The organism is Stenotrophomonas sp. FW305-3-2-15-E-LB1 (assembly GCF_058787375.1).
Genome location: NZ_JBYSZR010000019.1, coordinates 37,992 through 61,152, shown reverse-complemented (window position 1 = coordinate 61,152; position 23,161 = coordinate 37,992). Strand labels below are relative to the sequence as shown.

The window sequence follows — 23,161 nt, the reverse complement described above, 5'->3', positions numbered from 1 at the left end:
GCCGGCGGCCATACCAAGACGGACTCATGAGCGACAAACCGCTGACCGATTTGACCTTCTCCTCCTTCGAGCTGCATCCGGCCCTGCAGGCCGGCCTTGAAGGAGCCGGATTCACCCGCTGCACCCCGATCCAGGCGCTGACCCTGCCGGTCGCGCTGCCCGGCGGTGATGTTGCCGGCCAGGCGCAGACCGGCACCGGCAAGACGCTGGCCTTCCTGGTCGCTGTCGTGAACCGCCTGCTGACGCGTCCGGCACTGGCCGACCGCAAGCCGGAAGACCCGCGCGCCCTGATCCTCGCCCCGACCCGCGAACTGGCCATCCAGATCCACAAGGATGCGGTGAAGTTCGGTTCCGACCTGGGCCTGCGTTTCGCCCTGGTCTACGGCGGCGTCGATTACGACAAGCAGCGCGAACTGCTGCAGCAGGGCGTGGATGTGATCATCGCCACCCCGGGCCGCCTGATCGACTACGTGAAGCAGCACAAGGTGGTTTCGCTGCACGCCTGCGAGATCTGCGTGCTGGACGAAGCCGACCGCATGTTCGACCTGGGCTTCATCAAGGACATCCGCTTCCTGCTGCGCCGCATGCCCGAGCGCACCACCCGCCAGACCCTGCTGTTCAGCGCCACCCTCAGCCACCGCGTGCTGGAGCTGGCCTACGAGCACATGAACGAGCCGCAGAAGCTGGTGGTCGAAGCCGAGACCATCACCGCCGCGCGCGTGCGCCAGCGCATCTACTTCCCGGCCGATGACGAGAAGATCCCGCTGCTGCTGGGCCTGCTGTCGCGCAGCGAAGGCGCGCGCACCATGGTCTTCGTCAACACCAAGGTGTTCGTCGAGCGCGTGGCGCGTTCACTGGAAAAGGCCGGCTACCGCGTCGGCGTGCTGTCCGGCGACGTGCCGCAGAAGAAGCGCGAGAGCCTGCTCAACCGCTTCCAGAAGGGCCAGCTGGAAATCCTGGTGGCCACCGATGTGGCGGCCCGCGGCCTGCACATCGATGGCATCAAGTACGTCTACAACTACGACCTGCCGTTCGACGCCGAAGACTACGTGCACCGCATCGGCCGTACCGCGCGCCTGGGCGAAGAGGGTGATGCGATCAGCTTCGCCTGCGAGCGCTACGCGATGGGCCTGCCGGACATCGAGGCGTACATCGAGCAGAAGATCCCGTCCGAGCCGGTCACCAAGGAACTGATGACCTCGCTGCCGCGCCCGGAACGCCCGGCCCCGGCCGAAGGCGAGGAAGGCGACGACAACGAAAGCGTCGGCCAGATCTTCCGCGAAGCGCGCGAAGCCCGCGCCGCCGAGGAAGAGCGTCGTGGCGGTGGCCGCAGTGGTGGCCGTTCCGGCAGCGGCGGTGGTGGCCGTGGTGGTCGCGACGGTGAGCGCAGTGGCGAACGCCGCCCGCGTGGCCCGCGCAAGCCGCGCGTGGAAGGCGAGCAGGCTGCTGCGCCGGTCGCCGGTGCCGAAGGCGCCGCTGCCCAGGCTCCGCGTCCGCCGCGTCCGCCGCGCCCGCCGCGTGCCGAAGGCGCACCGGAAGGTGCCGCCGATGGCGAGCACAAGACGCGCAAGCGTCGTCGTCGTCGCCACGGCCGTCCGGTCGAAGGTGCCGAGGGCGCGCAGAACACCGCCGGCAATGGCGCCAGCCCGGTCACCCCGGTGCAGGTGGTGGCCAAGCCGGTGCGTACCGCCGCCGACACCGGTGATTCGTTCCTGACCCGTATCGGCCGCAAGATCCGCCGGATGCTGTCGGGCAGCTGATCGGTGTGCCGACCAACGGTCGGCACCCACCAAACCGACCGGTAGCGCCCGACCGTTGGTCGGGCGGCTTCAGGGGTGTGCCGACCAACGGTCGGCACCCACCGGACCGGAAGGTTTTCGCCGGGCATGGCCCGGCGCTACCGATCCGTCGCGCCGGTCCTGCATAATCGGGGCATGAGTGTCCTGCGCTTCGACAATGTCAGCAAACAGTACGCCGGTGGCCACGAAGCCCTGACCGATGTCAGCTTCGAAGTAGCCCCCGGCGAAATGCTGTTCGTCACCGGCCATTCCGGGGCGGGCAAAAGCACCCTGCTCAAGTTGATCCACCTGGACGAGCGGCCCAGCCGCGGCGCGGTGGTGTTCGACGAGCGCAACCTGCTGAAGGTGCGCGGCGGTGACATCCCGCGCCATCGGCGCGCGGTGGGCGCGGTCTACCAGGACCACCGCCTGCTGATGGACCGCTCCATCGCCGAGAACGTGGCGTTGCCGCTGATCCTGCGCGGCACCCGCCGCGGCGATATCGCCAAGCGCGTGCGCTCGGTGCTGGAACGCATGGGCCTGGGCCACCGCGAAAAGGCACTGCCCTCGCAGTTGTCGGCCGGTGAGCAGCAGCGCGTGGGCATCGCCCGCGCGATCGTCGGCGAACCCAAGCTGCTGGTGGCCGACGAGCCGACCGGCAACCTCGACCCGACCCTGGCGGCGGAGATCATGGCCCTGTTCGCCGAGCTGCCCTCGCGCGGCACCAGCGTGCTGGTGGTCAGCCACGACCTGCCGCTGCTGCGCCGCATGCGCAAGCGCGTGCTGATCCTCGACCATGGCCGGCTGGCGGACGACATCTCGCCGCAGGACCTGGCGGAGTAACGCATGGGCAAGAACGAAAACAGCGAAGCCGCCGCACCGTCGCGCCTGGGCGTGTGGTTCCACCACCACGCCCACAGCGTGGTGTTCAGCCTGGGCCGCGCCTGCCGCAAGCCGTGGGCCACCCTGCTGACGGTGATGGTCATGGCGCTGGCGCTGGCATTGCCGCTGGGGCTTTCCATCGCCCTGGACAACCTCAAGCAGTTCGCGGGCAGCGTGCAGCAGTCGCGCGACATCAACGTGTTCCTCAAGGCCGATGTCGATGGCCCCGGCGCGCTGCGCCTGGCGGGCGAGCTGCGCGACCGCCAGGACGTGGCCAACGTGACGGTGCGTACGCCCGAGCAGGGCCTGCAGGAACTGCGCGACGCCGGCCTCGGCGAGGCCATCGACGCACTCAACGACAACCCGCTGCCGTCGCTGCTGGTGGTGACCCCGGGCCAGGGCCAGGATGACGCCCGCCTGGCGCGCGCGCTGGAAAGCCTGCCCGGTGCCGACCTGGTGCAGCACGATGCCCTGTGGCGGCAGCGCCTGGATGCCTGGCTGGCCTTCGGTGCGCGCCTGGTGCAGGTGCTGTCGGCGCTGCTCGGTGCAGGTGCCGCGCTGGTGGTGGGCAATACCGTGCGCCTGGACATCCAGGCCCGCCGCGAGGAAATCGGCGTGCTGCAGCTGCTCGGCGCCAGCGATGGCTTCATCCGCCGCCCGTTCCTGTACCTGGGCGCCTGGTATGGCCTGGGCGCCGGTGCGGTCGCGCTGGCCCTGATCGGCGTCGCCGGTGCCGCCCTGCGCGCGCCGCTGGCCGAACTGTCGCGCAGCTACGGCAGCCCCTTCGTCCTGCACGGCCTGGACCTGCTGCATGGCAGCCTGGTGCTGCTCGGCACCCTGCTGCTGGGCTGGCTGGGTGCCTGGCTGGTGACCGGCCACTTCCTCCGCCAGACCCGCCCCACCGACACCTGAGACCGGCATGCAACCGCAAGCGTTGAAGCACCTTGAAGGGCCCGCGACGCGGGTGATGGTGGTCGATGGTTCCAAGCTGGTGCGCAGGCTGATCGCCGACGTCCTGCAGCGTGACCTGCCGGGCGTGGAGGTGATCGGCTGCGACAGCATCGAGGAAGCGCAGAAGGTGCTGGAGCAGGGTCCGGTGGACCTGGTGACCACCTCGCTGACCCTGCGCGATGGCGACGGCCTGGCGCTGGCCAAGCGCGTGCGCGAAGCCGCCGGCCAGGCCTACGTGCCGGTCATCGTGGTCTCCGGCGACGCGCAGCAGCACCTGGAACAGCGCCGCTTCACCGAGTACGTCACCGACTATTTCGACAAGGCGCTCGGCCACGAGGCGCTGGCGACCTTCATCCGCGGCTACGTGCAGCCGCAGACCATTCCCGGCGCGACCATCCTGTATGTCGAGGACAGCCGCGTGGTGGCCGAAGCGACCAAGCGCATGCTCGAGCGGCAGCAGCTGAACGTGATGCACGTGGTCAGCGCCGAGGAAGCCTTCACCCTGCTCACCGCCGAATCGCTGGGCCGCAGCCGCCACCGCATCGACCTGGTGCTGACCGACGTCACCCTGAAGGGTGAGCTGAGCGGCCGCGACGTGGTGCAGCGCGTGCGCGTGGATTTCGGCTACGGCAAGCGCCGCCTGCCGGTGCTGGTGATGACCGGTGACGGCAACCCGCACAACCAGACCGGGCTGCTGCAGGCCGGCGCCAACGATCTGGTGCTCAAGCCGATCGAGGAGCGCCTGCTGGTGACCAAGGTGCTGTTCCAGCTGCGGCTGGCGCGTTTGAACGATGGACCCCTGTTGCGATAGAAGTGGCGTGATGATGGATGACGTAGTGGATACCCCGGCGATCCAGCTGGAACCGAGCTGGAAGCAGCATGTCGGTGATTATCTGTTGCAGCCGCAGATGCGCGAGCTGTCCGCCTTCCTGCGCCAGCGCAAGGCTGCCGGTGCAGCGGTATTTCCGCCGGGCCCGCAGATCTTCGCCGCCTTCGACGCCACGCCCTTCGAGCAGGTGAAGGTGGTGATCCTGGGCCAGGATCCGTACCACGGCCGCGGCCAGGCCCACGGCCTGAGCTTCTCGGTGGCGCCGGGCGTGCCGGTGCCGCCGTCGCTGCTGAACATCTACAAGGAAATCGAGGGCGACCTCGGTATCGCCCGGCCCGACCACGGCTGCCTGGTGCCCTGGGCGCAGCGCGGCGTGCTGCTGCTCAACGCCGTGCTGACGGTGGAGGAGGGCCAGGCCGGTGCCCACCAGGGGCGTGGCTGGGAAGGCTTCACCGACCACGTGGTGGACGTGCTCAACCGCGAGCGCGACGGCCTGGTGTTCATGCTCTGGGGCGCGTACGCGCAGAAGAAGGGCAAGGTGATCGACACCCGTCGCCACCGCGTGCTGAAGTCGCCGCATCCCTCGCCGCTGTCGGCGCACCGCGGCTTCCTCGGTTGCCACCACTTCTCGATGGCCAACGAGTACCTGCAGCGCCAGGGCCAGGCACCGATCGATTGGTCACTGCCACCACGCGCCAGTCTCTGACGGCGCGCGGGCCCGACCCTACTCGGTCAGCATTTCAATGATGGCGTGGGCGACCTGTCGCTTGCGTGGCGGCAGTCGCCGCAGCAGGGACAGGATCGCGCTTTCCTGCGGGCTGCGTGCCGGGTCGATTGCGACAGATTCCGGAGCGACCAGCTCGCCGTCCTCGGGACGTCCGGGGCCGCGACCGGTGGCGAGCCACTCAAAATGGACCTGCGTCACAATCGCGATTTTCGAGAGATGCTGCACACTGGGAACGGTACCGCCGTCACGTTCCCACTGAGCCACGGCGCTGCGGCGAACCCCGCAATGCAACGCCAACTGCGTTTGAGAAAGGCCAGCCGTTAGTCGGGCCCGGCGGATTCTGTCGCACATCGCCTGCATATTTCACCCCCTCTCCATGTTCGGTAAGCGCTGCTTCCCTGACAGCAATACTTTTTCTGCGTGTACAGAATTGCTGTCCCTTTCTGCACTTCAAGAGGCTTGCGCGTCGTTCCTGCGCGCCAGCAAGCGCCTCTTCCCCCCGATTTCACGCCGTCTTGTTTGACGGCCTTTCGTTGCCCCGGATTAATCGAACCGAACCGGAAATGAACGCAGTCCCACGCAGGGAGCGACACCGGCGGAGCGATTACTCCAGGACGACGCGCTGATCACGTCGCCACGGCGTGCCTCTGCCAAAAATCGGCGGAGAACGATGCATGGTTAATGTGAAGGGCGTGAAAGCATCGTCATTGCGCTGGCAGGCGCTGGTGATGCTTGTGGTGCTGGCAGTGCTCTCCTGCCTGGGCCGCGCACAGGCCCAGTCCGCCTGCACCGCCGGGGCCTGCGTCAGCGCTGGACCGCGCCTGGTGTCGGTCGATTCCACCCAGAGCCCCATCCTCAACCTGCTGTTCAGCGCACTGCTGCCGGGCACCAGTCTCACGCTCAGCGTCGCCGACTGGAACAGCCTGGCGGGCGCCAACGTCAACCTCAATGCACTGCTGACCCAGCTCAATGGCGGCGTCACCGTCAGCGACCCCAGCCAGGTGCTCAACACCAACATCACCCTGGGCCAGCTGCGTGCGGCGATGGTGCAGGTGCTGCAGGCCGACGGCCAGACCGCTGCGGCAAACGTACTGAACGTGCTGCCGCTGGGCGTGGCCGGCACCTCCGGCAGCATCCGCCTGGCCGACATCCTGCAGGTCGCATTGCCGACCGGTTCGCTGGCCACGGTGCGCCTGAACGTGCTCGACCTGCTGACCGGCGGCGTGCAGCTCTACAACTTCCGCAACGTGCTGACCACGCCGACGCCGATCACGGTGAACACTGCGGCACTCGGTCTGAACGGCGTGGCCAACGTGCGCCTGTGGGCGCAGGTGATCGAACCGCCGAGCTACAACTGCGGCACGGTGGGCGCGGCATTCCACAGCGCGGCCATCCGCATCAAGCTCGACCTGGACCTGGTGCAGGGCCTGAACACCGGCACCCTGACCGCTGCGTTGAATGGCCTCAACCTGCTCGGCGTCTCGCTGTCCAACACCAGCATCAGCGCAGACGTGCTGCACCTGCAGGTCTACGCCGATGTCGCACGCGCCGAAGGGTCGATCTCGGCGGTGAACCTGGTCGGCAACGCGGTGACCCTGCAGGCGCGCCCGGGCCTGGTCAACCTGTATGTCGGCCAGATCAGCGATGCCACCTTCTTCAACCGCAGCACGGTGCTGACCGAAACGGCGCTGACCACCGCTACCCTGACCAACCTCAGCGTGAAGGTGCGGGTGGGCGTGACCCTGCTGGGCGCCACGGTGCCGGTGGCCGACATCACCATCCCGATCGCGGTGGGCATCCGTGGCTTTGCCACGGCGACACCGGGCCTGCAGAGCGCAAGTTTCACCGGGCCGTACCCACAGACACGCACGCTCACCGCCGGCACGGTCAGCGCGGCCACGCTGGTCTCCACGCTGGTCAACTCACTCAACATCCAGCTCATCAGTGGCAATCCACAGGTAACCCTGCTGGGCTCGTTGTCGCTGCCACTGCCGGTGGCGGACCTGGTCAACGGTATCGTCAACACGCTGCTGACGCCGGTGCGCACGCTGGTCAATGCGGTGGTGACGCCGGTGCTGACCGCGGTGCTCGGCGGCGTGGTCGACAACCTGCTGGCCCTGCTCGGCATCCGCGTGGGTCAGGCGGTGTTCACCGTGGAAGGCGTGACCCAGGCCTGCGCCGCCACCCTGCAGCTGGTGAAGGACCTGCAGCCGACCAGCGACACCGGCCGCTTCAACCTGTCCATCACCTACAACGGCAGCACGGTGGGCTCGGCCAGCAACGTCGGCAACAACGGCGCCACAGCGGCGATCATCACCGTGCCTGGTGGCAGCTATGCGCTGGCCGAGGCGGCGGCGGCCGGTACCACGCTGACCCGCTATGCCAGCACCTGGCAGTGCACCGACCAGAACAACACCGTGGTGTCGTCCGGCAGCGGCGGCAGCTTCACCCTGCAGGCGCCGGCGATGACCGCCACCGCCACCACCCTGGTGTGCCGCATCACCAACCGCACGCGCCAGGCCGATCTGTCGATCACCAAGAGCGATGGCAGTGGCACCTATACGCCCGGCGGCACGGCGACCTACACGCTGCAGGTGGTCAACAACGGGCCCGATGCGGTGACCAATGCGACGGTCACCGACACCCTGCCCAACGGCACCACCCTGCGCGGCGCGTGGACGTGCAGCGCGACCAGCGGCAGTACCTGCGCGGCGGCCAGCGGCGGCGCGGCAGGCGGCAATGCGGTGAACGTGGGCGTGAACCTGGTCAACGGTGGCCAGGCAACGATCAGCGTGCCGGTCAGCTTCAGCAACAACCCGGGCGCCTACTAGCGCGCGGTGCAGTGCAGTGCGCGCGGGGAATGCCCTGCGCGGGGGAAGGACAGGACCACCGATGCCGGATGCCTGGAACAGGCGACGGCGTGCATTCGAGGACGGACGCATGGCAGCAGTGGGCAGGCAGGGCAGGGCAGGCAGGGCTTCGGCCGGCATCGCGCATGCCATGGCCGTGCTGGCATTGCTGCTGCCTCCGCCGCTGCTGGCGCAGAGCTACCCGAACCCGTTGAACAACACCGCCACGGTGACCGCACCGACCGACGTGGCCGACCCCACGCCGGGCAACAACAGCGCCACCGATACCAACGCCCTGGCCCTGCAGGCGCAGCTGAGCGTGAGCAAGACCCTGGTCAGCGCCAGCCCGGTGGCCGCAGGCGGGCCGGTGCAGTACCGCATCCAGGTGAACAACGCGGGGCCATCGGCGGCCAGCGGCGTGGGCGTGGTCGATACGGTGTCCTCGCTGCTGACCAACGTGGCCTGGACCTGCCAGCCGACCACGGCGGCGTCGTCCTGTGCGCAGCCCAGCGGCAGCGGCAACGCGGTGAACGTGCTGGTCAGCGTGGGCGTGGGTGACAGCGTGGTGCTGCTGGTGAACGGCACGGCGCCGGCCGCAACCCCGGCCACGGTGCCGGCCAACAGCGTGTCGCTGGTGCTGCCGTCGGGTACCACCGACCCGACCCCGGGCGACAACACCGCCACCACACCGGCCGTGCCGGTGCAGGCCAACGCGCTGGTCGCGGCCAACGACAGCTTCACCACGCCCGTTTCCTCCACCACCGGTGGCAGCACGCCGACGGTGCTGGGCAACGACACCTTGAACGGCCAGCCGGTGGTCGGCGGCAACCTGATCATTTCGCTGCAGAACGCGCCGGCGGGCTTCACCATCAACAGCGCGGGCGTCATCGCGGTGCCGGCCGGTGCCGCGGCAGGCGCAACGTCGATCGGCTACCAGATCTGCGAGAACGCCTCGCCGACCAACTGCGCCACCGCCACCGCGAGCCTGGTCATCGCGCCGACGGCCGTGGCTGACAGCTACAACGTGAACGCGGGCACGCCATCGCTCACCGGCAACCTCGCCGCCAACGACAACGCGCCGGCCGGCGCCACCTACAGCCAGACCGGTACGCCGGTGGCCGGTGCAACCATCAGCAGCACCGGCACGCTGACCTACGCACCGGCCGGCAACATCGTCCAGCCCGTGCAGATCAACTACCAGGTGTGCCTGCCTGCGCCGAATGGCAGCGTCTGTTCGACGGCGATCGCATCGGTGGTGGTCGATGCCAACGTGCTGGTGGCCAACGACGATACCTTCGCCGCGCCGCTGCTGCCGGGCGCGGGTGGCACCACGCCCAGCGTGCTGGGCAACGACACCTTCGACACCGCCCCGGTCACGCCGGCGCAGGTGACGCTGAGCCTGGTCGGTGCGCCCAGCGGCTTCTCGATCAACCCCAACGGCACCATCGTCGTGCCGGCCAGCGCTGCCGCCGGTCCGTGGGCGTTGACGTACCAGATGTGCGATGCCAACGCGGCCACCAACTGCGCGACGGCCACTGCCAACCTGGTGGTCAGCCCGGATGCGGTGGACGATGCGGTCAGCACCCCGGGCGGGGGTCGCCCGGTGACCGGCACCCTGTCCGGCAATGACAACTTCGCCAGCGGCTCGGTCTTCACTCTGGGCACCCAGGCCACCCGCGGCACGGCCGTGGTCAACGCCGATGGCACCTTCACCTACACGCCGGCCAACGCCAACACCGGGCCGGATACCTTCACCTACCAGCTCTGCCTGCCGGCACCGAACGCCACCGTCTGCGATACCGCCACGGTGACCGTGAGCGTGGCTGCCAACCAGCTGGCCGCCGCCGACGACCTGTTCGCCACGCCGCTGCAGCCGGGCACCACCACCACCATCAGCCTGCTCGGCAACGACACCCTCAACGGCACGGCGGTGGCCCCGGCGGGCGTCAGCCTGGCACTGAACGGTGCACCGGCCAGCATCACCGCCAACGCTGCCGGCCAGCTGCAGGTGGCCACCGGTGCCGCAGCGGGCGCCTATGCCTTCACCTACCAGATCTGCGAACTGCCGGGCGGCACCAACTGCGCCACCGCCAACGTGCAGCTGGTCATCGCCCCCGATGCGGTGGACGACAGCTTTGCCGCGACCGCGGGCGTAGCTCTGGGCGGCTCCGTAGCCGGCAATGACAACGTGCCTGCGGGTTCGCAGTTCAGCCTGCTGGCTGGCGCCGCGCACGGCACGGTCAGCGTCGCTGCCGATGGCGGCTTCAGCTACACCGCGCAGGGCACGTATTCGGGCGCGGACAGCTTCCGCTACCAGGTCTGCCTGCCGGCGCCCAATGGCGGCATCTGCGATGCAGCCACGGTGACGTTGAACGTGGCGGTCGCCGCCGTGGTGGCGGGCAATGACGACTTCACCGCCGCGCCGGTGCCCGGCACCGGCGGCACCACCGCCAGCGTGCTGGCCAACGACACGCTCAACGGTGTGGCGATCGACGCAGCGCAGGCCACCCTGTCGCTGATCAACGCGCCGCCGGCCGGCTTCACGCTGGCACCCACCGGCGAACTGCAGGTACCGGCGGGTGCTCCGGCCGGACCGCTGAGCCTGACCTACCAGCTGTGCCAGGCCGGCACCAGCAACTGCGCCACCGCCACCATCGCCGTGGTCATCGCGCCGCAGGCCGTGGCCGACAGCTTCAGCACCCAGGTGGGTCGCGCGGTCAGCGGCAATGTGTCGGTGAACGACCGCGTCGCTGCCGGCAGCACCTATGCCGTCACCGGCACCGCGCCGCAGGGGCTGGTGTTCAACGCCGATGGCAGCTTCACCTACACGCCGCCGGCGCAGTTCACCGGCACCACCACCTTCAGCTACCAGGCCTGCCTGGCCGCGCCGTTCAACACCGTCTGCAGCACCGCCACGGCCACCCTCAACGTCAACGCCGGCACGCTGGTCGCCAATGACGATGACTTCCGCGGCAGCCTGCTGAATCCGGCCACCGGTGGCACCACCATCAGCGTGCTGGCCAACGACACCATCAACGGTGCGATTCCGCCGGCCCCGGCCGAAGTCATCCTGAGCCTGCTGGGTGCGCCCAGCGGCTACGTGCTCAACCCCAACGGCACCATCTCGGTGCCCGGTGGCGCCGCTGCGGGTGCGGTGAACTTCGGCTACCGCCTGTGCGAGGCCGAGTTGCCGACCAACTGCGATGACGGTGCGGTGCAGCTGCTGCTGGCACCGGTGGCGGTGAATGACAACGTCAGCACCGCAGTGGGCGTGCCGGTCAGCGGCAATGTCGGCAGCAACGACAATGTCCCCGCCGGTGCCACCTTCAGCGTTACCGGCACCGCGCCGGCAGGCCTGGTGCTGGATGCTGGCGGTGCGTTCACCTACACGCCGCCGGCCGGCACCCAGGGCATCGTCACCTTCGCCTACCAGGCCTGCCTGCCGGCGCCGAACGGCACGGTGTGCGCGGGCGCGACGGTTACCCTCAACGTCAACGCCGGCACCCTGGTCGCCGGTGATGATGACTTCCGTGCCACGCCGATCGGTGCCGGTGGTGGCAGCACGCTGTCGGTGCTGCTCAATGACAGCCTCAACGGTACCCAGCCGCCGGCGTCGGCCGATGTGCTGCTGAGCCTGGTCGGTGCGCCGTCGGGCTTTACGCTGGATGCCAGCGGGGTGTTGAACGTCGATGCGGGCGTGCCGTCGGGCGCGCTGACGCTGACCTACCAGCTGTGCGAAACCGCGCTGCCGAGCAACTGCGATTCGGCGCAGATCCGCCTGGTGGTGTCGCCCACCGCCGTGGCCGACGTGTTCTCCACGCCGGCCGGGCAGCTGCTGTCGGGCAGCGTGGCCAGCAATGACAATGCGCCGGTGGGTGCAGTGTTCACGGTGTCGGGCACCACGCCGGACGGCCTGCAGCTGGGCCGCGACGGCACCTTCCAGTACACGCCGCCGGCCGGTTTCACCGGGCCGGTGAGCTTCAGTTACCAGGCCTGCCTGCCGGCACCGGACGGCGCGCTGTGCAGCACGGCCGGGGCGACCATCAACGTCAACGCCGGCACCCTGATGGCGATGGACGACGACTTCAGCGCGACGCCGCTGGCGCCGGGCGCGACCAGCAGTACCAGCGTGCTGGTCAATGACAGCCTCAATGGCAGCGTGCCGCCGCCGGCCGGCAGCGTCACCCTGGCCCTGGTGGGCGCGCCGTCGGGCTATGCGCTGACCACGGCCGGCCTGCTGCAGGTGCCCGCCAGCGCCGCCGCCGGCGCCACGGTGCTGAGCTACCAGATCTGCGAAACCGCTGCGCCCAGCAACTGCGCCAGTGCCAGTATCCGCCTGGTGGTGACGCCGTCGGCGCAGAACGACAGCTATTCCACTGCCGCCGGCCAGCCGTTGAACGGCAGTGTCGGTGACAACGACAACGTGCCGGCCGGTGCGGTGTTCACGATCGTCGGCGCCACCCCGGCCGGCCTGAGCTTCGGCGGCGGTGGCAGCTTCACCTACCTGCCGCCGGTCAACGCGACCAGCCCGATCACCTTCACCTACCAGGCCTGCCTGCCGGCACCGAACACCGCGCTGTGCGCCACCGCCACGGCCAGTATCACCATCACGGTCGGCAGCCTGGCAGCCAACAACGATGATTTCAGCAGCGCGCCGATCAATCCGGTGACTGGTGGCAGCACGCCGTCGGTGCTGCTCAACGATGCACTGAATGGCAGCACGCCGCCGGCCGCCGCCGAGGTGCTGCTGAGCCTGGCCGGTGCACCGGCCGGCATCAGCCTCAACCCGGATGGCACCGTGAGCGTTGCCGCAGGCGTGCCGGCCGGTGGCCGCACGCTGACCTACCAGCTGTGCGAAGCCGCAGCGCCGGGCAACTGCGCCACTGCCACGCTGCGCCTGGTGGTGGCACCGTCGGCCGTCGACGATGCGCTGTCCACGCCGGCCGGCGTGGACCTGGCCAGTTCGGTGGCGGGCAACGACAACGTCGGCAGCGGCGCGCAGTTCAGCGTGGTCGGCACCCCGCCGCCCGGGCTGCAGTTCAACACCGATGGCAGCTTCATCTTCGCCCCGGCGACGGGCTTCAGCGGTGCGGTCACCTTCAGCTACCAGGTGTGCCTGGCCGCGCCCGACAGCGGCGCCTGCGCCACTGCCACCGCCACCCTCAACGTCAACAGCGGCACCCTGGTCGCGGTGGATGACACCATCACCGCACCGGTTGCTGCTGGCAGTGCCACGTCCAGCGTGCTGGGCAACGACACGCTCAACGGCGCGACGCCGGCGGCGGACGAGGTGGTGCTCAGCCTGGTCGGTGCGCCGTCCGGTTCCTCGATTGCCGCCGATGGCACGATCGCCGTGGCCACCGGTACCGCATCGGGCGCCATCTCGCTGACCTACCAGGTCTGCGAAGCGGCGGCCACGACCAACTGCGCCACTGCCAACGTGGCCTTGGTGGTCGCACCGGCGCCGGCCAACGATGCCTTCGCCGTGCAGGCGGGCCTGTCGGTCACCGCCAACGTGGCCAGCAATGACGGCATGCCGGTGGGCTCGACCTTCGCCGTGCAGGGCACGCCGCCGGCCGGCGTGACCTTCAACGCCGATGGCAGCTTCACCTATGCGCCGCCGGCGGGTACCACCAGCCCGACCAGCTTCGTCTACCAGGCCTGCCTGCCTGCGCCGAACAGCGCGGTATGCGCGACCGCCACGGCGACACTGAACATCAACAACGGTGCCCTGCTGGCCAACAACGACAGCTTCGGTGCAATCGCGCCGGGTGGCACCACGGCCAGCGTGCTGGCCAACGACACCCTCAATGGCGTCAGCCCGCCGGCACCGACCAACGTGGCGCTTACGCTGGTGGGCGCACCGGCCGGTTTCAGCATCAGCCCCACCGGCACGGTGTCGGTGCCGGCCGATGCGGCCAGTGGCGCCACCACGTTGACCTACCAGGTGTGCGAAACGGCGGCGGCCAACAACTGCGCCACCGCCAGCATCGCACTGGTGGTGCGGCCGACGCCGCAGAACGACACCCTCAGCGTGCAGGCCGGCCAGGCCAATACCGGCAACGTCGCCGGCAATGACGCGATGCCCGCCGGTTCCACCTGGAACGTGCCGTCGCCGCCGCAGGGCCTGGTGTTCAATGCCAATGGCAGCTTCACCTACACCCCGCCGGCGGGCACCCTGGGCCCGGTCACCTTCAGCTACCAGGCCTGCCTGCCCGCGCCGGATGCCGCGGTGTGCGGCACCGCCACGGCAACCCTCACCATTGCCGTCAGTGCGATCGTCGCCACCGACGATGCGTTCGCCGCGCCGCTGACGGCCGGCTCGGTGACGCCCAGCGTGCTGGCCAACGACGTCCTCAACGGCGTTACCCCGCCGCCGTCGGCGGCCGTGCAGCTGCTGCTGGTGGCGCCGCCGGCCGGCTTCATCATCAACAACGATGGCAGCGTGCAGATTCCGGCCAGCGCGCCGGCCGGCGCCACCACGCTGACCTACCAGCTGTGCGAGACCGCATCGCCGACCAACTGCGCCACCGCGGCCATCACCTTCGTGGTGACCCCGGCGCCACAGGCCGATGCGTTCGCGGTGCAGGCCGGTGCCAGCCTGACCGGTGCCAGCGTGGCCACCAACGACAACCTGCCGGCGGGCTCCAGCTGGGCCGTGCAGGGCACCCCGCCGGCCGGGCTGGCGTTCACTGCCGATGGCAGCTTCAACTACACGCCGCCGGTGGGCACCCTCGGGGCGGTCACCTTCACCTACCAGGCCTGCCTGCCGGCGCCCAACACGGCGGTGTGCAGCACCGCTACGGCCACCATCAACGTCAACACCGGCACCCTGGCCGCCGCCAACGACAGCTTCAGCGGCATCGCGGCGGGCGGCACCACGGCCAGCGTGCTGGCCAACGACAGCCTCAACGGCACGTCGCCGGTGGCCGCCAGCGTGCAGCTCAGCCTGGTCGGCGCGCCGGCCGGCTTCGCCATCAATCCCGACGGCACCATCGCCGTGCCGGGTGGCGTGCTGTCCGGCGCCACCACGCTGACCTACCAGATCTGCGAAGCTGCCGCACCGAGCAACTGCGACACCGCTACGGTGGCGCTGGTGATCACCCCCTCGCCGCAGGCCGATGCCTATTCGGTGCTGGCGGCGGGCACGATCAGCAACGGCAACGTGGCCGCCAACGACAACCTGCCCACCGGCTCGCAGTTCTCGGTGCAGGGCACCGTGCCGCCCGGCCTGTCCTTCAACAACGATGGCAGCTTCACCTACACGGCGCCGGCCAATACGCCCAGCCCGGTGACCTTCACCTACCAGGCCTGCCTGCCTGCGCCGGATGTGGCGTTGTGCGGCACGGCCACGGTGACGCTCAACATCAACGACGGCACGCTGGCGGCGACCGATGACAGCTTCACCGTCGCGCCGGGCGGCAGCACCGATACCAGCGTGCTGGCCAACGATGCGCTCAACAACGTCTCGCCGCCGGCCGCCGGTACGGTGCTGGTGAGCCTGGTCGGCGCGCCGGCCGGTTTCGTGCTCGCAGCCGATGGCGTGCTGACCGTGCCTGCCGGCATCGTGTCCGGCCCGCTGACCCTGACCTACCAGGCCTGCGAAGCGGCGTCGGCCGGCAACTGCGACACTGCCAGCATCGCGCTGGTGATCCTGCCGGAACCGCAGGCCGATGTGTTCGGCGTGCAGGCCGGGCAGGTGCTGTCGGCCAGCGTGGCCGGCAACGACAACATGCCGGCCGGTTCCAGCTGGACGGTGCAGGGCGCCACGCCGGCCGGCCTGGTGTTCAACACCGATGGCAGCTTCAGCTACACGCCGCCGAGCGGCGTCACCGGCGCGGTCACCTTCCTCTACCAGGCCTGCCTGGCCGCACCGAATGCCGCGAACTGCGCCACCGCGCAGGCCACGCTGAACGTCAGCAACGGCACCCTGCTGGCCGGTGACGACACGCTGGCCGGCATTGCCCCGGGCGGCACGTCCGCCGCCAGTGTGCTGGCCAACGATTCGCTCAACGGCGTCAGCCCGCCTGCGCCGGGCGACGTGGTGCTGAGCCTGGTCGGTGCACCGGCCGCGTTCACCCTCAATCCGAACGGCACCATCACCGCGGGCAGCGGTGCGATGTCCGGCCCGACCACGCTGACCTACCAGATCTGCGAAGCCGTGGCGCCGGGCAACTGCGCCAATGCCAGCGTCACCGTGGTGGTCAACCCGGCACCGCAGGATGATGCCGCCGCCGTGCAGGTGGGGCAGAGCCTCAGCGCCAGCGTGGCCAGCAACGACAACATGCCGGCCGGTTCCAGCTGGAGCCTGCCGGGCACGCCGCCGGCCGGTTTCAGCTTCAACGCCGATGGCAGCTACACCTATGCGCCGCCGGCCGGGACCAGCGGTCCGGTGGTGGTGGCCTACCAGGCCTGCCTGCCGGCACCCAACGCCAACCTGTGCGGCACCGCCACGCTCACCCTCAACATCAACAACGGCGCGCTGGTTGCCGCCGATGACACCCTGTCCGGGGTGGTCGCCGGCAGCACCTCCAGCACCAGCGTGCTGGCCAATGATTCGCTCAATGGTGTGTCGCCGCCGGCCGATGCCACGGTGGTGCTGAGCCTGGTCGGTGCGCCGGCCGGCTATGCGATCACTCCGCAGGGCACGATCAGCGTGCCGTCCAGCGCGGTCTCCGGCCCGGTCACCCTGACCTACCAGATCTGCGAAGCCGCTGCGGCCAACAACTGCGACACCGCCAGCGTCACCGTGGTGGTCCGTCCGTCGCCGCAGCCGGATGCCTTCGCCGTGCAGGTCGGGCAGACGCTGTCGGACAGCGTGGCGGGCAACGACAACGTGCCGCCGGGTGCGCAGTACAGCGTGCAGGGCACCGCGCCGGATGGCCTGGTGATGACCGCCACCGGTGCCTTCACCTACACGCCGCCGGCGGGTCGCCTGGGCGTGGTCACCTTCGATTACCAGGTCTGCCTGCCTGCGCCGAACGCGGCAGTCTGTGGCGTCACGACCGCCACCCTCACGATCAACAACGGCACCCTCGTGGCCGGCGACGACAGCTTCAGCAACATCGCGCCGGGCAGCACCGTGGGCACCAGCGTGCTGGCCAACGATTCGCTCAACGGCGTGTCGCCGCCGGCTGCCGGTACGGTGACGCTGGCCCTGGTCGGGGCACCGGCCGGCTTCTCGATCAGTGCCGATGGCCTGGTCACCGTGGGCACCGGCGTGCAGTCCGGCCCGACCACGCTGACCTACCGGATCTGCGAGGCCGCCTCGCCGGCCAACTGCGACACCGCCAGCGTGCTGGTGGTGGTCAGCCCGGCGCCCCAGCCGGATGCCTTCGCCGTGCAGGCCGGGCAGACGCTGGCCAACAGCGTGGCCGGCAACGACAACATGCCGGTGGGTTCCACCTGGAGCGTGCAGGGCACCGCACCGGCCGGGCTGACCTTCGACGCCAATGGCAGCTTCACCTATGCACCGCCGGCCGGCACCGCCGGGCCGATCACGGTGACCTACCAGGCCTGCCTGCCGGCACCCAACGCGGCACTGTGCGGCACCACCACGTTCACCCTCAACATCAACAACGGTGACCTGGTGGCTGGCGATGACGTCATCACCGGCGTGGTTGCCGGTGGCACGTCGGCCGCCAGCGTGCTGGCCAATGACCGCCTCAATGGCGCCAGCCCGGCCCCGGCAGCCGATGTGCGGCTGTCGCTGGTGGGCGCACCGGCCGGCTTCACCCTCAACCCGGATGGCACGATCAGTGTCGGCAGCGGCGTGCTGGCCGGTTCCACCACGCTGCGCTACCAGCTGTGCGAAGCGGCGGCGGCCAACAACTGCGATACCGCCAGTGTCACCGTGGTGGTCAGCCCGACGCCGCAGGCCGATGCGTTCTCGGTGCAGGCCGGCCAGCAGCTGGTCAACACCGTGGCCGGCAACGACAACATGCCGGCCGGTTCGACCTGGAGCCTGCAGGGCACGGCGCCGGCCGGCCTGGTCTTCAACGCCGATGGCAGCTTCAGCTACACGCCGCCGGCCGGCACCCTCGGTGCCGTGAGCTTCAGCTACCAGGCCTGCCTGCCGGCGCCGAACGGCAGCGTCTGCGGCACCGCGACGGTCACCCTCAACGTCAACACCGGCACGCTGCTGGCCGGCGATGACAGCTTCAGCAACATCGCCCCGGGCACGGCTACGCCCAGCGTGCTCGGCAACGACTCGCTCAATGGCGTGACGCCGCCGCCGGCTGCCTCGATGTCGCTGAGCCTGGTGGGTGCGCCCACCGGCTTCGGCATCAATCCCAATGGCACGATCAGCGTCGGCAGCGGCGTGGTGTCGGGCAGCACCACGCTGACCTACCAGATCTGCGAAGTGGCCGCGTCCAGCAACTGCGCCACCGCCAGCGTCAACGTGGTGGTGAGCCCGGCACCGCAGGCCGATGCCTTCAGCGTGCAGGCAGGGCAGTCGGTGAACAACAACGTGGCCGGCAATGACAACATGCCGGCCGGCTCGACCTGGAGCGTGCAGGGCACGGCGCCGGCGGGCCTTGTGTTCAACAGCGACGGCAGCTTCAGCTACGCGCCGCCGTCGGGCACGACCGGCCCGGTCAGCTTCACCTACCAGGCCTGCCTGCCAGCCCCGGATGCGGCGCTGTGCGGCACCGCGACGGTCACCCTCAATGTCAACAGCGGCACCCTGGTGGCGGGCAGCGACAGCTTCACCGGTATCGCCCCGGGCACCGCCACGCCCAGCGTGCTGGCCAACGATTCCCTCAATGGCGTGTCGCCGCCGGCCGCTGGCAGCGTCACCGTCAGCCTGGTCGGTGCACCGGCCGGCTTCACCATCGCCGCCGACGGCACGATCAGCGTCGGTACCGGCGTCACTGCAGGCACCACCACATTGACCTACCAGGTCTGCGAAGCGGCGGCCTCGAGCAACTGCGCCACCGCCACGGTGACCGTGGTGGTCAGCCCGACGCCGCAGCCCGATGCCTTCAGCGTGCAGGCCGGGCAGGTGCTCTCCAACACGGTGGCGGGCAACGACAGCATGCCGGCCGGCTCCAGCTTCAGCGTGCAGGGCGCGACGCCGGCCGGGCTGGTGTTCAACACCGACGGCAGCTTCACCTATGCGCCGCCTGCCGGCACCACCGGCGTGGTCGACTTCACCTACCAGGCCTGCCTGCCCGCACCGAACGCGGCCCTGTGCAACACCGCCACGGTCAGCTTCAACATCGGCACCGGCACGCTGCTGGCGGCCAATGACAGCTTCAGCGGCATCGCCCCGGGCGGTACCACGTCCAGCGTGCTGGCCAATGACTCGCTCAATGGCGTGTCGCCGCCGGCCGCCGGGACGGTGACCCTGGGCCTGGTGGGTGCGCCGGCCGGCTTCGCCATCAATGGCGATGGCACGATCAGCATCGGCGGTGGCGTCACCTCCGGGGCCACCACGCTGACCTACCGCGTGTGTGAAGCGGCAGCGCCCAGCAACTGCGCCACCGCCACGGTGAACGTGGTGGTCAGCCCCGTACCGCAGGCGGATGCGTTCAGCGTGCAGGCCGGGCAGACGGTGTCGAACTCGGTGGCCGGCAACGACAACCTGCCGGCCGGCTCGACCTGGAGCCTGCAGGGCACCGCGCCTGCAGGCCTGGTGTTCAACGCTGATGGCAGCTTCACCTACCAGCCGCCGGTGGGCACCACCGGTGCGGTCACCTTTACCTACCAGGCCTGCCTGCCGGCACCGGATGCGGCGCTGTGCGGCACCGCCACGGTCACCCTCAACGTCAACACCGGCACCCTGGTGGCCGGCGATGACAGCTTCCCCGGCATCGCTCCGGGCGGCACCACGCCCAGCGTGCTCGGCAACGACTCGCTCAATGGCGTCACCCCGCCGCCGGCGAACACGGTGACCCTGGGCCTGGTCGGCGCGCCGGCCGGCATCAGCATCAACCCCGATGGCACGATCAGCATCGGCAGCGGCGTGCCCTCCGGCCCGACCAGCATCACCTACCAGGTGTGCGAGGTGGCCGCGCCCAGCAACTGCGCCAACGCAACGGTGAGCGTGGTGGTCAGCCCGGCGCCGCAGCCGGATGCCTACAGCGTGCGCGCGGGCCAGGTGCTGTCGAACACGGTGGCGGGCAACGACAACATGCCGGCCGGTTCGACCTGGAGCGTGCAGGGCGCAACGCCGCCGGGCCTGGTGTTCAATGCCGATGGCAGCTTCACCTACACGCCGCCGGCCGGCACCCTCGGCGCGGTCACCTTCACCTACCAGGTGTGCCTGCCCGCACCGAATGCCGCGCAGTGCGGTACCGCGTCGGTCACCCTCAACGTCAACACCGGCACCCTGGTGGCGGGTGATGACAGCTTCAGCGGCATCGCCCCGGGCGGCACCACGCCCAGCGTGCTGGGCAACGACTCGCTCAACGGCACCTCGCCGCCGGCGGCCGGCACCGTCACCCTGACCCTGGTGGGCGCACCGGCCGGCTTCGGCATCAACCCGGACGGCACGATCAGCATCGGCACCGGCGTCACGTCCGGGCCGACCACGGTCACCTACCAGGTCTGCGAAGTGGCCGCGCCCGGCAACTGCGCCACCGCCAGCGTGACCGTGGTGGTCAGCCCCGCGCCGCAGCCGGACGCCTTCAACGTGCAGGCCGGGCAGACCCTGGCCAACAGCGTGGCCGGCAACGACAACATGCCGGCCGGTTCGGTGTGGAGCGTGCAGGGCACGGCCCCGGCGGGCCTGCTGTTCAACGCCGATGGCAGCTTCACCTACACGCCGCCGGCGGGCACCAGCGGGCCGGTCAGCTTCACCTACCAGGTCTGCCTGCCCGCGCCGAACGCGGCCCTGTGCAGCACGGCCACCGTCACCTTCAACGTGGGCGGCGCGGCCAACGTGGTGCTGGCGGTGAACGATGACTTCAGCAGCACGCCGGTCGATCCCTCGGTGGGCGGCACCATCGCCCGCTCGGTGCTGGACAACGACAGCTTCAACAACGTCTCGCCGCCGCCGGTGGGCAGCGTGGTGGCCAGCCTGACCGGCAGCACGCCGGGCTACACCATGAACAACCAGGGCCAGATCATGGTGGCCCCGGGCGTACAGGCCGGGCAGGTGCAGCTGGCCTACCAGCTGTGCGAGAACGGCGTGCCGACCAACTGCACCACCGCCATCGCCACCGTGCTGGTGCAGGGCCCGGTGGGCGCACTGCTGGCGGTGGATGACACGGGTGGCCCGGTCGGGCCGGAGGGGCGCACCCGCCTGCTCAACGTGTTCGCCAACGACACCTTCAACAGTGCCGCGCTCGACCCGGCCCAGGTCAACTTCGTGCCGGTGGCCACCAACGCCCTGGCCTTCAGCGCCGATGGCTGGGTGGACGTCGCTGCGGGCCTGGCACCGGGCAGCTACAGCACCACCTACACGCTGTGCCTGGTCAACCAGCCCACCGTCTGCGACGTCGGCACCGTCACCGTGACCGTCATTGCCGCCGAGCCGGGCGTGGTGGCCGAGGATGACCGCATCGACATGCCGCAGAACGGCGTGGTGGACATCGACGTGCTCGGCAACGACCGCGTGGATGGCACGCCGGTGGATCCGGCCACGGTCACTGTCACCATCACCGCGCCGCCGCCGTATGGCGATGCCACGGTGCTGCCGAACAAGCACATCCGCTTCGCGGTGCTGGCCAACTTCGCCGGTATCCAGAGCCTGGATTACCAGGTCTGCGATGTCGCCGATCCGTCGATGTGTGCCAGCGCATCGGTGGCCATCGTCGTCGAGCCGAACGTGCTGACCCTGGTCGATGACGCGGTGACTGCCGAAACCAGCGGCCCGCTGCTGATCAACGTGCTGGCCAACGACACCACCCGCAGCGCGCCGCTGGACCCGGCCTCGCTGCAGGTGGCGGCCGCGCCCGCGCATGGCACCGTGCAGTGCGCCAACGGGGTGTGCACGTACACGCCGGCCGCGGACTTCAGCGGTACCGACAGCTTCCGCTACCGCGTCTGCGACCTGAGCGTGCCGACCCCGTTGTGCGCCGAAGCCAACGTGGCGGTTACCGTGGCCGGCCAGCAGGCCGTGCTGCGCCTGACCAAGGTGGCCGCCAAGCGCAGTGCGCAGATCGGCGACCTGGTGCGCTACACCGTCACCATCGACAACGTGGGCGAGGTCGATGCCAACGGTGCCACGCTGCTGGATACGCTGCCGCCGGGCTTCACCTTCGTCAGCGGTGGCTTCGCGGTGCGCGATGCCGACAACGATGCGCGCACCAGTGGCGTGCAGCCGCTGCGCATCGACGGCATCGACGTGCCGGTGGGCGAGCGCGCCACGGTGGTGTACTACCTGCGCGTCGGCGCAGGCACCGGCACCGGCGTGCACACCAACCGCATCACCGCCATCGACGGGCAGAACCGCAGCATCGGCAACGTGGCCACGGCCGACGTCGATGTCAGCGTGGATCCGCTGCTGGATGAAAGCCTGATCATCGGCAGTGTGTTCGACGACCGCAACGGCAACGGCATCCAGGACGACGGCGAACGCGGCATCCCGGGCGTGCGCGTGGCGGCGGTGGAAGGCCTGCTGATGGAAACCGATGCCTTCGGGCGCTACCACCTGGTCGGCATCCCGGGCGGCGAAGCACGCGGCCGCAACTTCATCCTCAAGGTCGATCCGTCGACGCTGCCGGCCGGTGCGCGCTTCACCACGCCCAACCCGCTGGTACGGCGCATCACCCCCGGCCTGCCGGCGCGCTTCGACTTCGGCGTGCACATGCCCGACGGCGGACTGAGCCGCGAAGGTACGCCTGCCGCCGTGGTGCCACGCCCGGCGCGGGTGGAACTGGGCCAGGCGCTGTTCGCACCGGGCAGCGCCACGCTGGCCGCCGACCGCGCCAGCGTGCTGGACAAGGCCGCCCAGGCACTGCTGGCGCGCGGCGGTGGCCGCGTGCTGCTGGTCGCCACGGCGGGCGAGGAAGCCCTGGCCCAGCAGCGTGCGCAGGCGGTGCGTGGCGCACTGGCCAGCCGCCTGCCGGCCGACGTCGCCGCCGCCACCCGCATCGAGGTGCGTGGCGGCGATGGCCGCGTCCTGCAGCAACTGATGATCGAACCGCCCAGCGGGCCACCGCCGGCCGGCCCCAACAGCGGGGAGGGGCGCTGAGAT

8 protein-coding genes are annotated in these 23,161 nt (G+C 70.0%); 7 read left to right on the top strand and 1 reads right to left on the bottom strand.

Annotated elements, in window-relative coordinates:
• Nucleotides 1-26: 26 nt before the first annotated feature.
• The 5 genes from rhlB to ung all read left to right on the top strand — a co-directional run bounded on the left by rhlB (nucleotide 27) and on the right by ung (nucleotide 5,146).
• The gene (rhlB, locus tag AC3WL7_RS14135; RefSeq protein WP_492750988.1) at nucleotides 27-1,760 is read left to right on the top strand and encodes an ATP-dependent RNA helicase RhlB; all 1,734 of its coding nucleotides are present in this window, start codon (nucleotides 27-29) and stop codon (nucleotides 1,758-1,760) included.
• A 174-nt stretch (nucleotides 1,761-1,934) separates the two neighbouring features.
• A complete protein-coding gene (gene ftsE, locus AC3WL7_RS14130) occupies nucleotides 1,935-2,621 on the top strand; it encodes a cell division ATP-binding protein FtsE (RefSeq protein ID WP_079223801.1) in 687 nt (228 codons plus the stop codon).
• Between the two features lie 3 nt (nucleotides 2,622-2,624).
• On the top strand, nucleotides 2,625-3,572 hold the full coding sequence (gene ftsX / locus AC3WL7_RS14125) for a permease-like cell division protein FtsX (protein ID WP_313142361.1): 948 nt from the start codon (nucleotides 2,625-2,627) through the stop codon (nucleotides 3,570-3,572).
• Nucleotides 3,573-3,579: 7 nt separating this feature from the next.
• Nucleotides 3,580-4,422 carry a response regulator gene (locus AC3WL7_RS14120; protein ID WP_108747506.1) on the top strand — a complete coding sequence of 281 codons (843 nt, stop codon included), beginning with the start codon at nucleotides 3,580-3,582 and terminating at the stop codon, nucleotides 4,420-4,422.
• 10 nt (nucleotides 4,423-4,432) lie between these two features.
• The gene (ung, locus tag AC3WL7_RS14115) at nucleotides 4,433-5,146 is read left to right on the top strand and encodes a uracil-DNA glycosylase (RefSeq protein WP_079223795.1); all 714 of its coding nucleotides are present in this window, start codon (nucleotides 4,433-4,435) and stop codon (nucleotides 5,144-5,146) included.
• Between the two features lie 18 nt (nucleotides 5,147-5,164).
• On the opposite strand, the gene AC3WL7_RS14110 is transcribed toward ung, so the two are convergent.
• Entirely contained in the window at nucleotides 5,165-5,527 is a 363-nt protein-coding gene (locus tag AC3WL7_RS14110; RefSeq protein WP_492750982.1) for a helix-turn-helix domain-containing protein, read from the bottom strand.
• A 314-nt stretch (nucleotides 5,528-5,841) separates the two neighbouring features.
• Between AC3WL7_RS14110 and AC3WL7_RS14105 the strand changes: the two genes are divergently transcribed.
• Together AC3WL7_RS14105 and AC3WL7_RS14100 are read left to right on the top strand one after the other, a co-directional pair.
• Entirely contained in the window at nucleotides 5,842-7,998 is a 2,157-nt protein-coding gene (locus AC3WL7_RS14105) for a DUF11 domain-containing protein (protein ID WP_152027131.1), read from the top strand.
• Nucleotides 7,999-8,107: 109 nt separating this feature from the next.
• Entirely contained in the window at nucleotides 8,108-23,158 is a 15,051-nt protein-coding gene (locus AC3WL7_RS14100) for an Ig-like domain-containing protein (protein ID WP_492750979.1), read from the top strand.
• Nucleotides 23,159-23,161: the final 3 nt, after the last annotated feature.

Bases quoted from the DNA above. Each gene is read 5' to 3' on its own strand.
- AC3WL7_RS14120 (WP_108747506.1), top strand. From the start codon at position 3,580: ATGCAACCGCAAGCGTTGAAGCACCTTGAAGGGCCCGCGACGCGGGTG.
- ung (WP_079223795.1), top strand. From the start codon at position 4,433: ATGATGGATGACGTAGTGGATACCCCGGCGATCCAGCTGGAACCGAGC.
- AC3WL7_RS14105 (WP_152027131.1), top strand. From the start codon at position 5,842: ATGGTTAATGTGAAGGGCGTGAAAGCATCGTCATTGCGCTGGCAGGCG.
- AC3WL7_RS14110 (WP_492750982.1), bottom strand. From the start codon at position 5,527: ATGCAGGCGATGTGCGACAGAATCCGCCGGGCCCGACTAACGGCTGGC.
- rhlB (WP_492750988.1), top strand. From the start codon at position 27: ATGAGCGACAAACCGCTGACCGATTTGACCTTCTCCTCCTTCGAGCTG.
- ftsX (WP_313142361.1), top strand. From the start codon at position 2,625: ATGGGCAAGAACGAAAACAGCGAAGCCGCCGCACCGTCGCGCCTGGGC.
- AC3WL7_RS14100 (WP_492750979.1), top strand. From the start codon at position 8,108: ATGGCAGCAGTGGGCAGGCAGGGCAGGGCAGGCAGGGCTTCGGCCGGC.
- ftsE (WP_079223801.1), top strand. From the start codon at position 1,935: ATGAGTGTCCTGCGCTTCGACAATGTCAGCAAACAGTACGCCGGTGGC.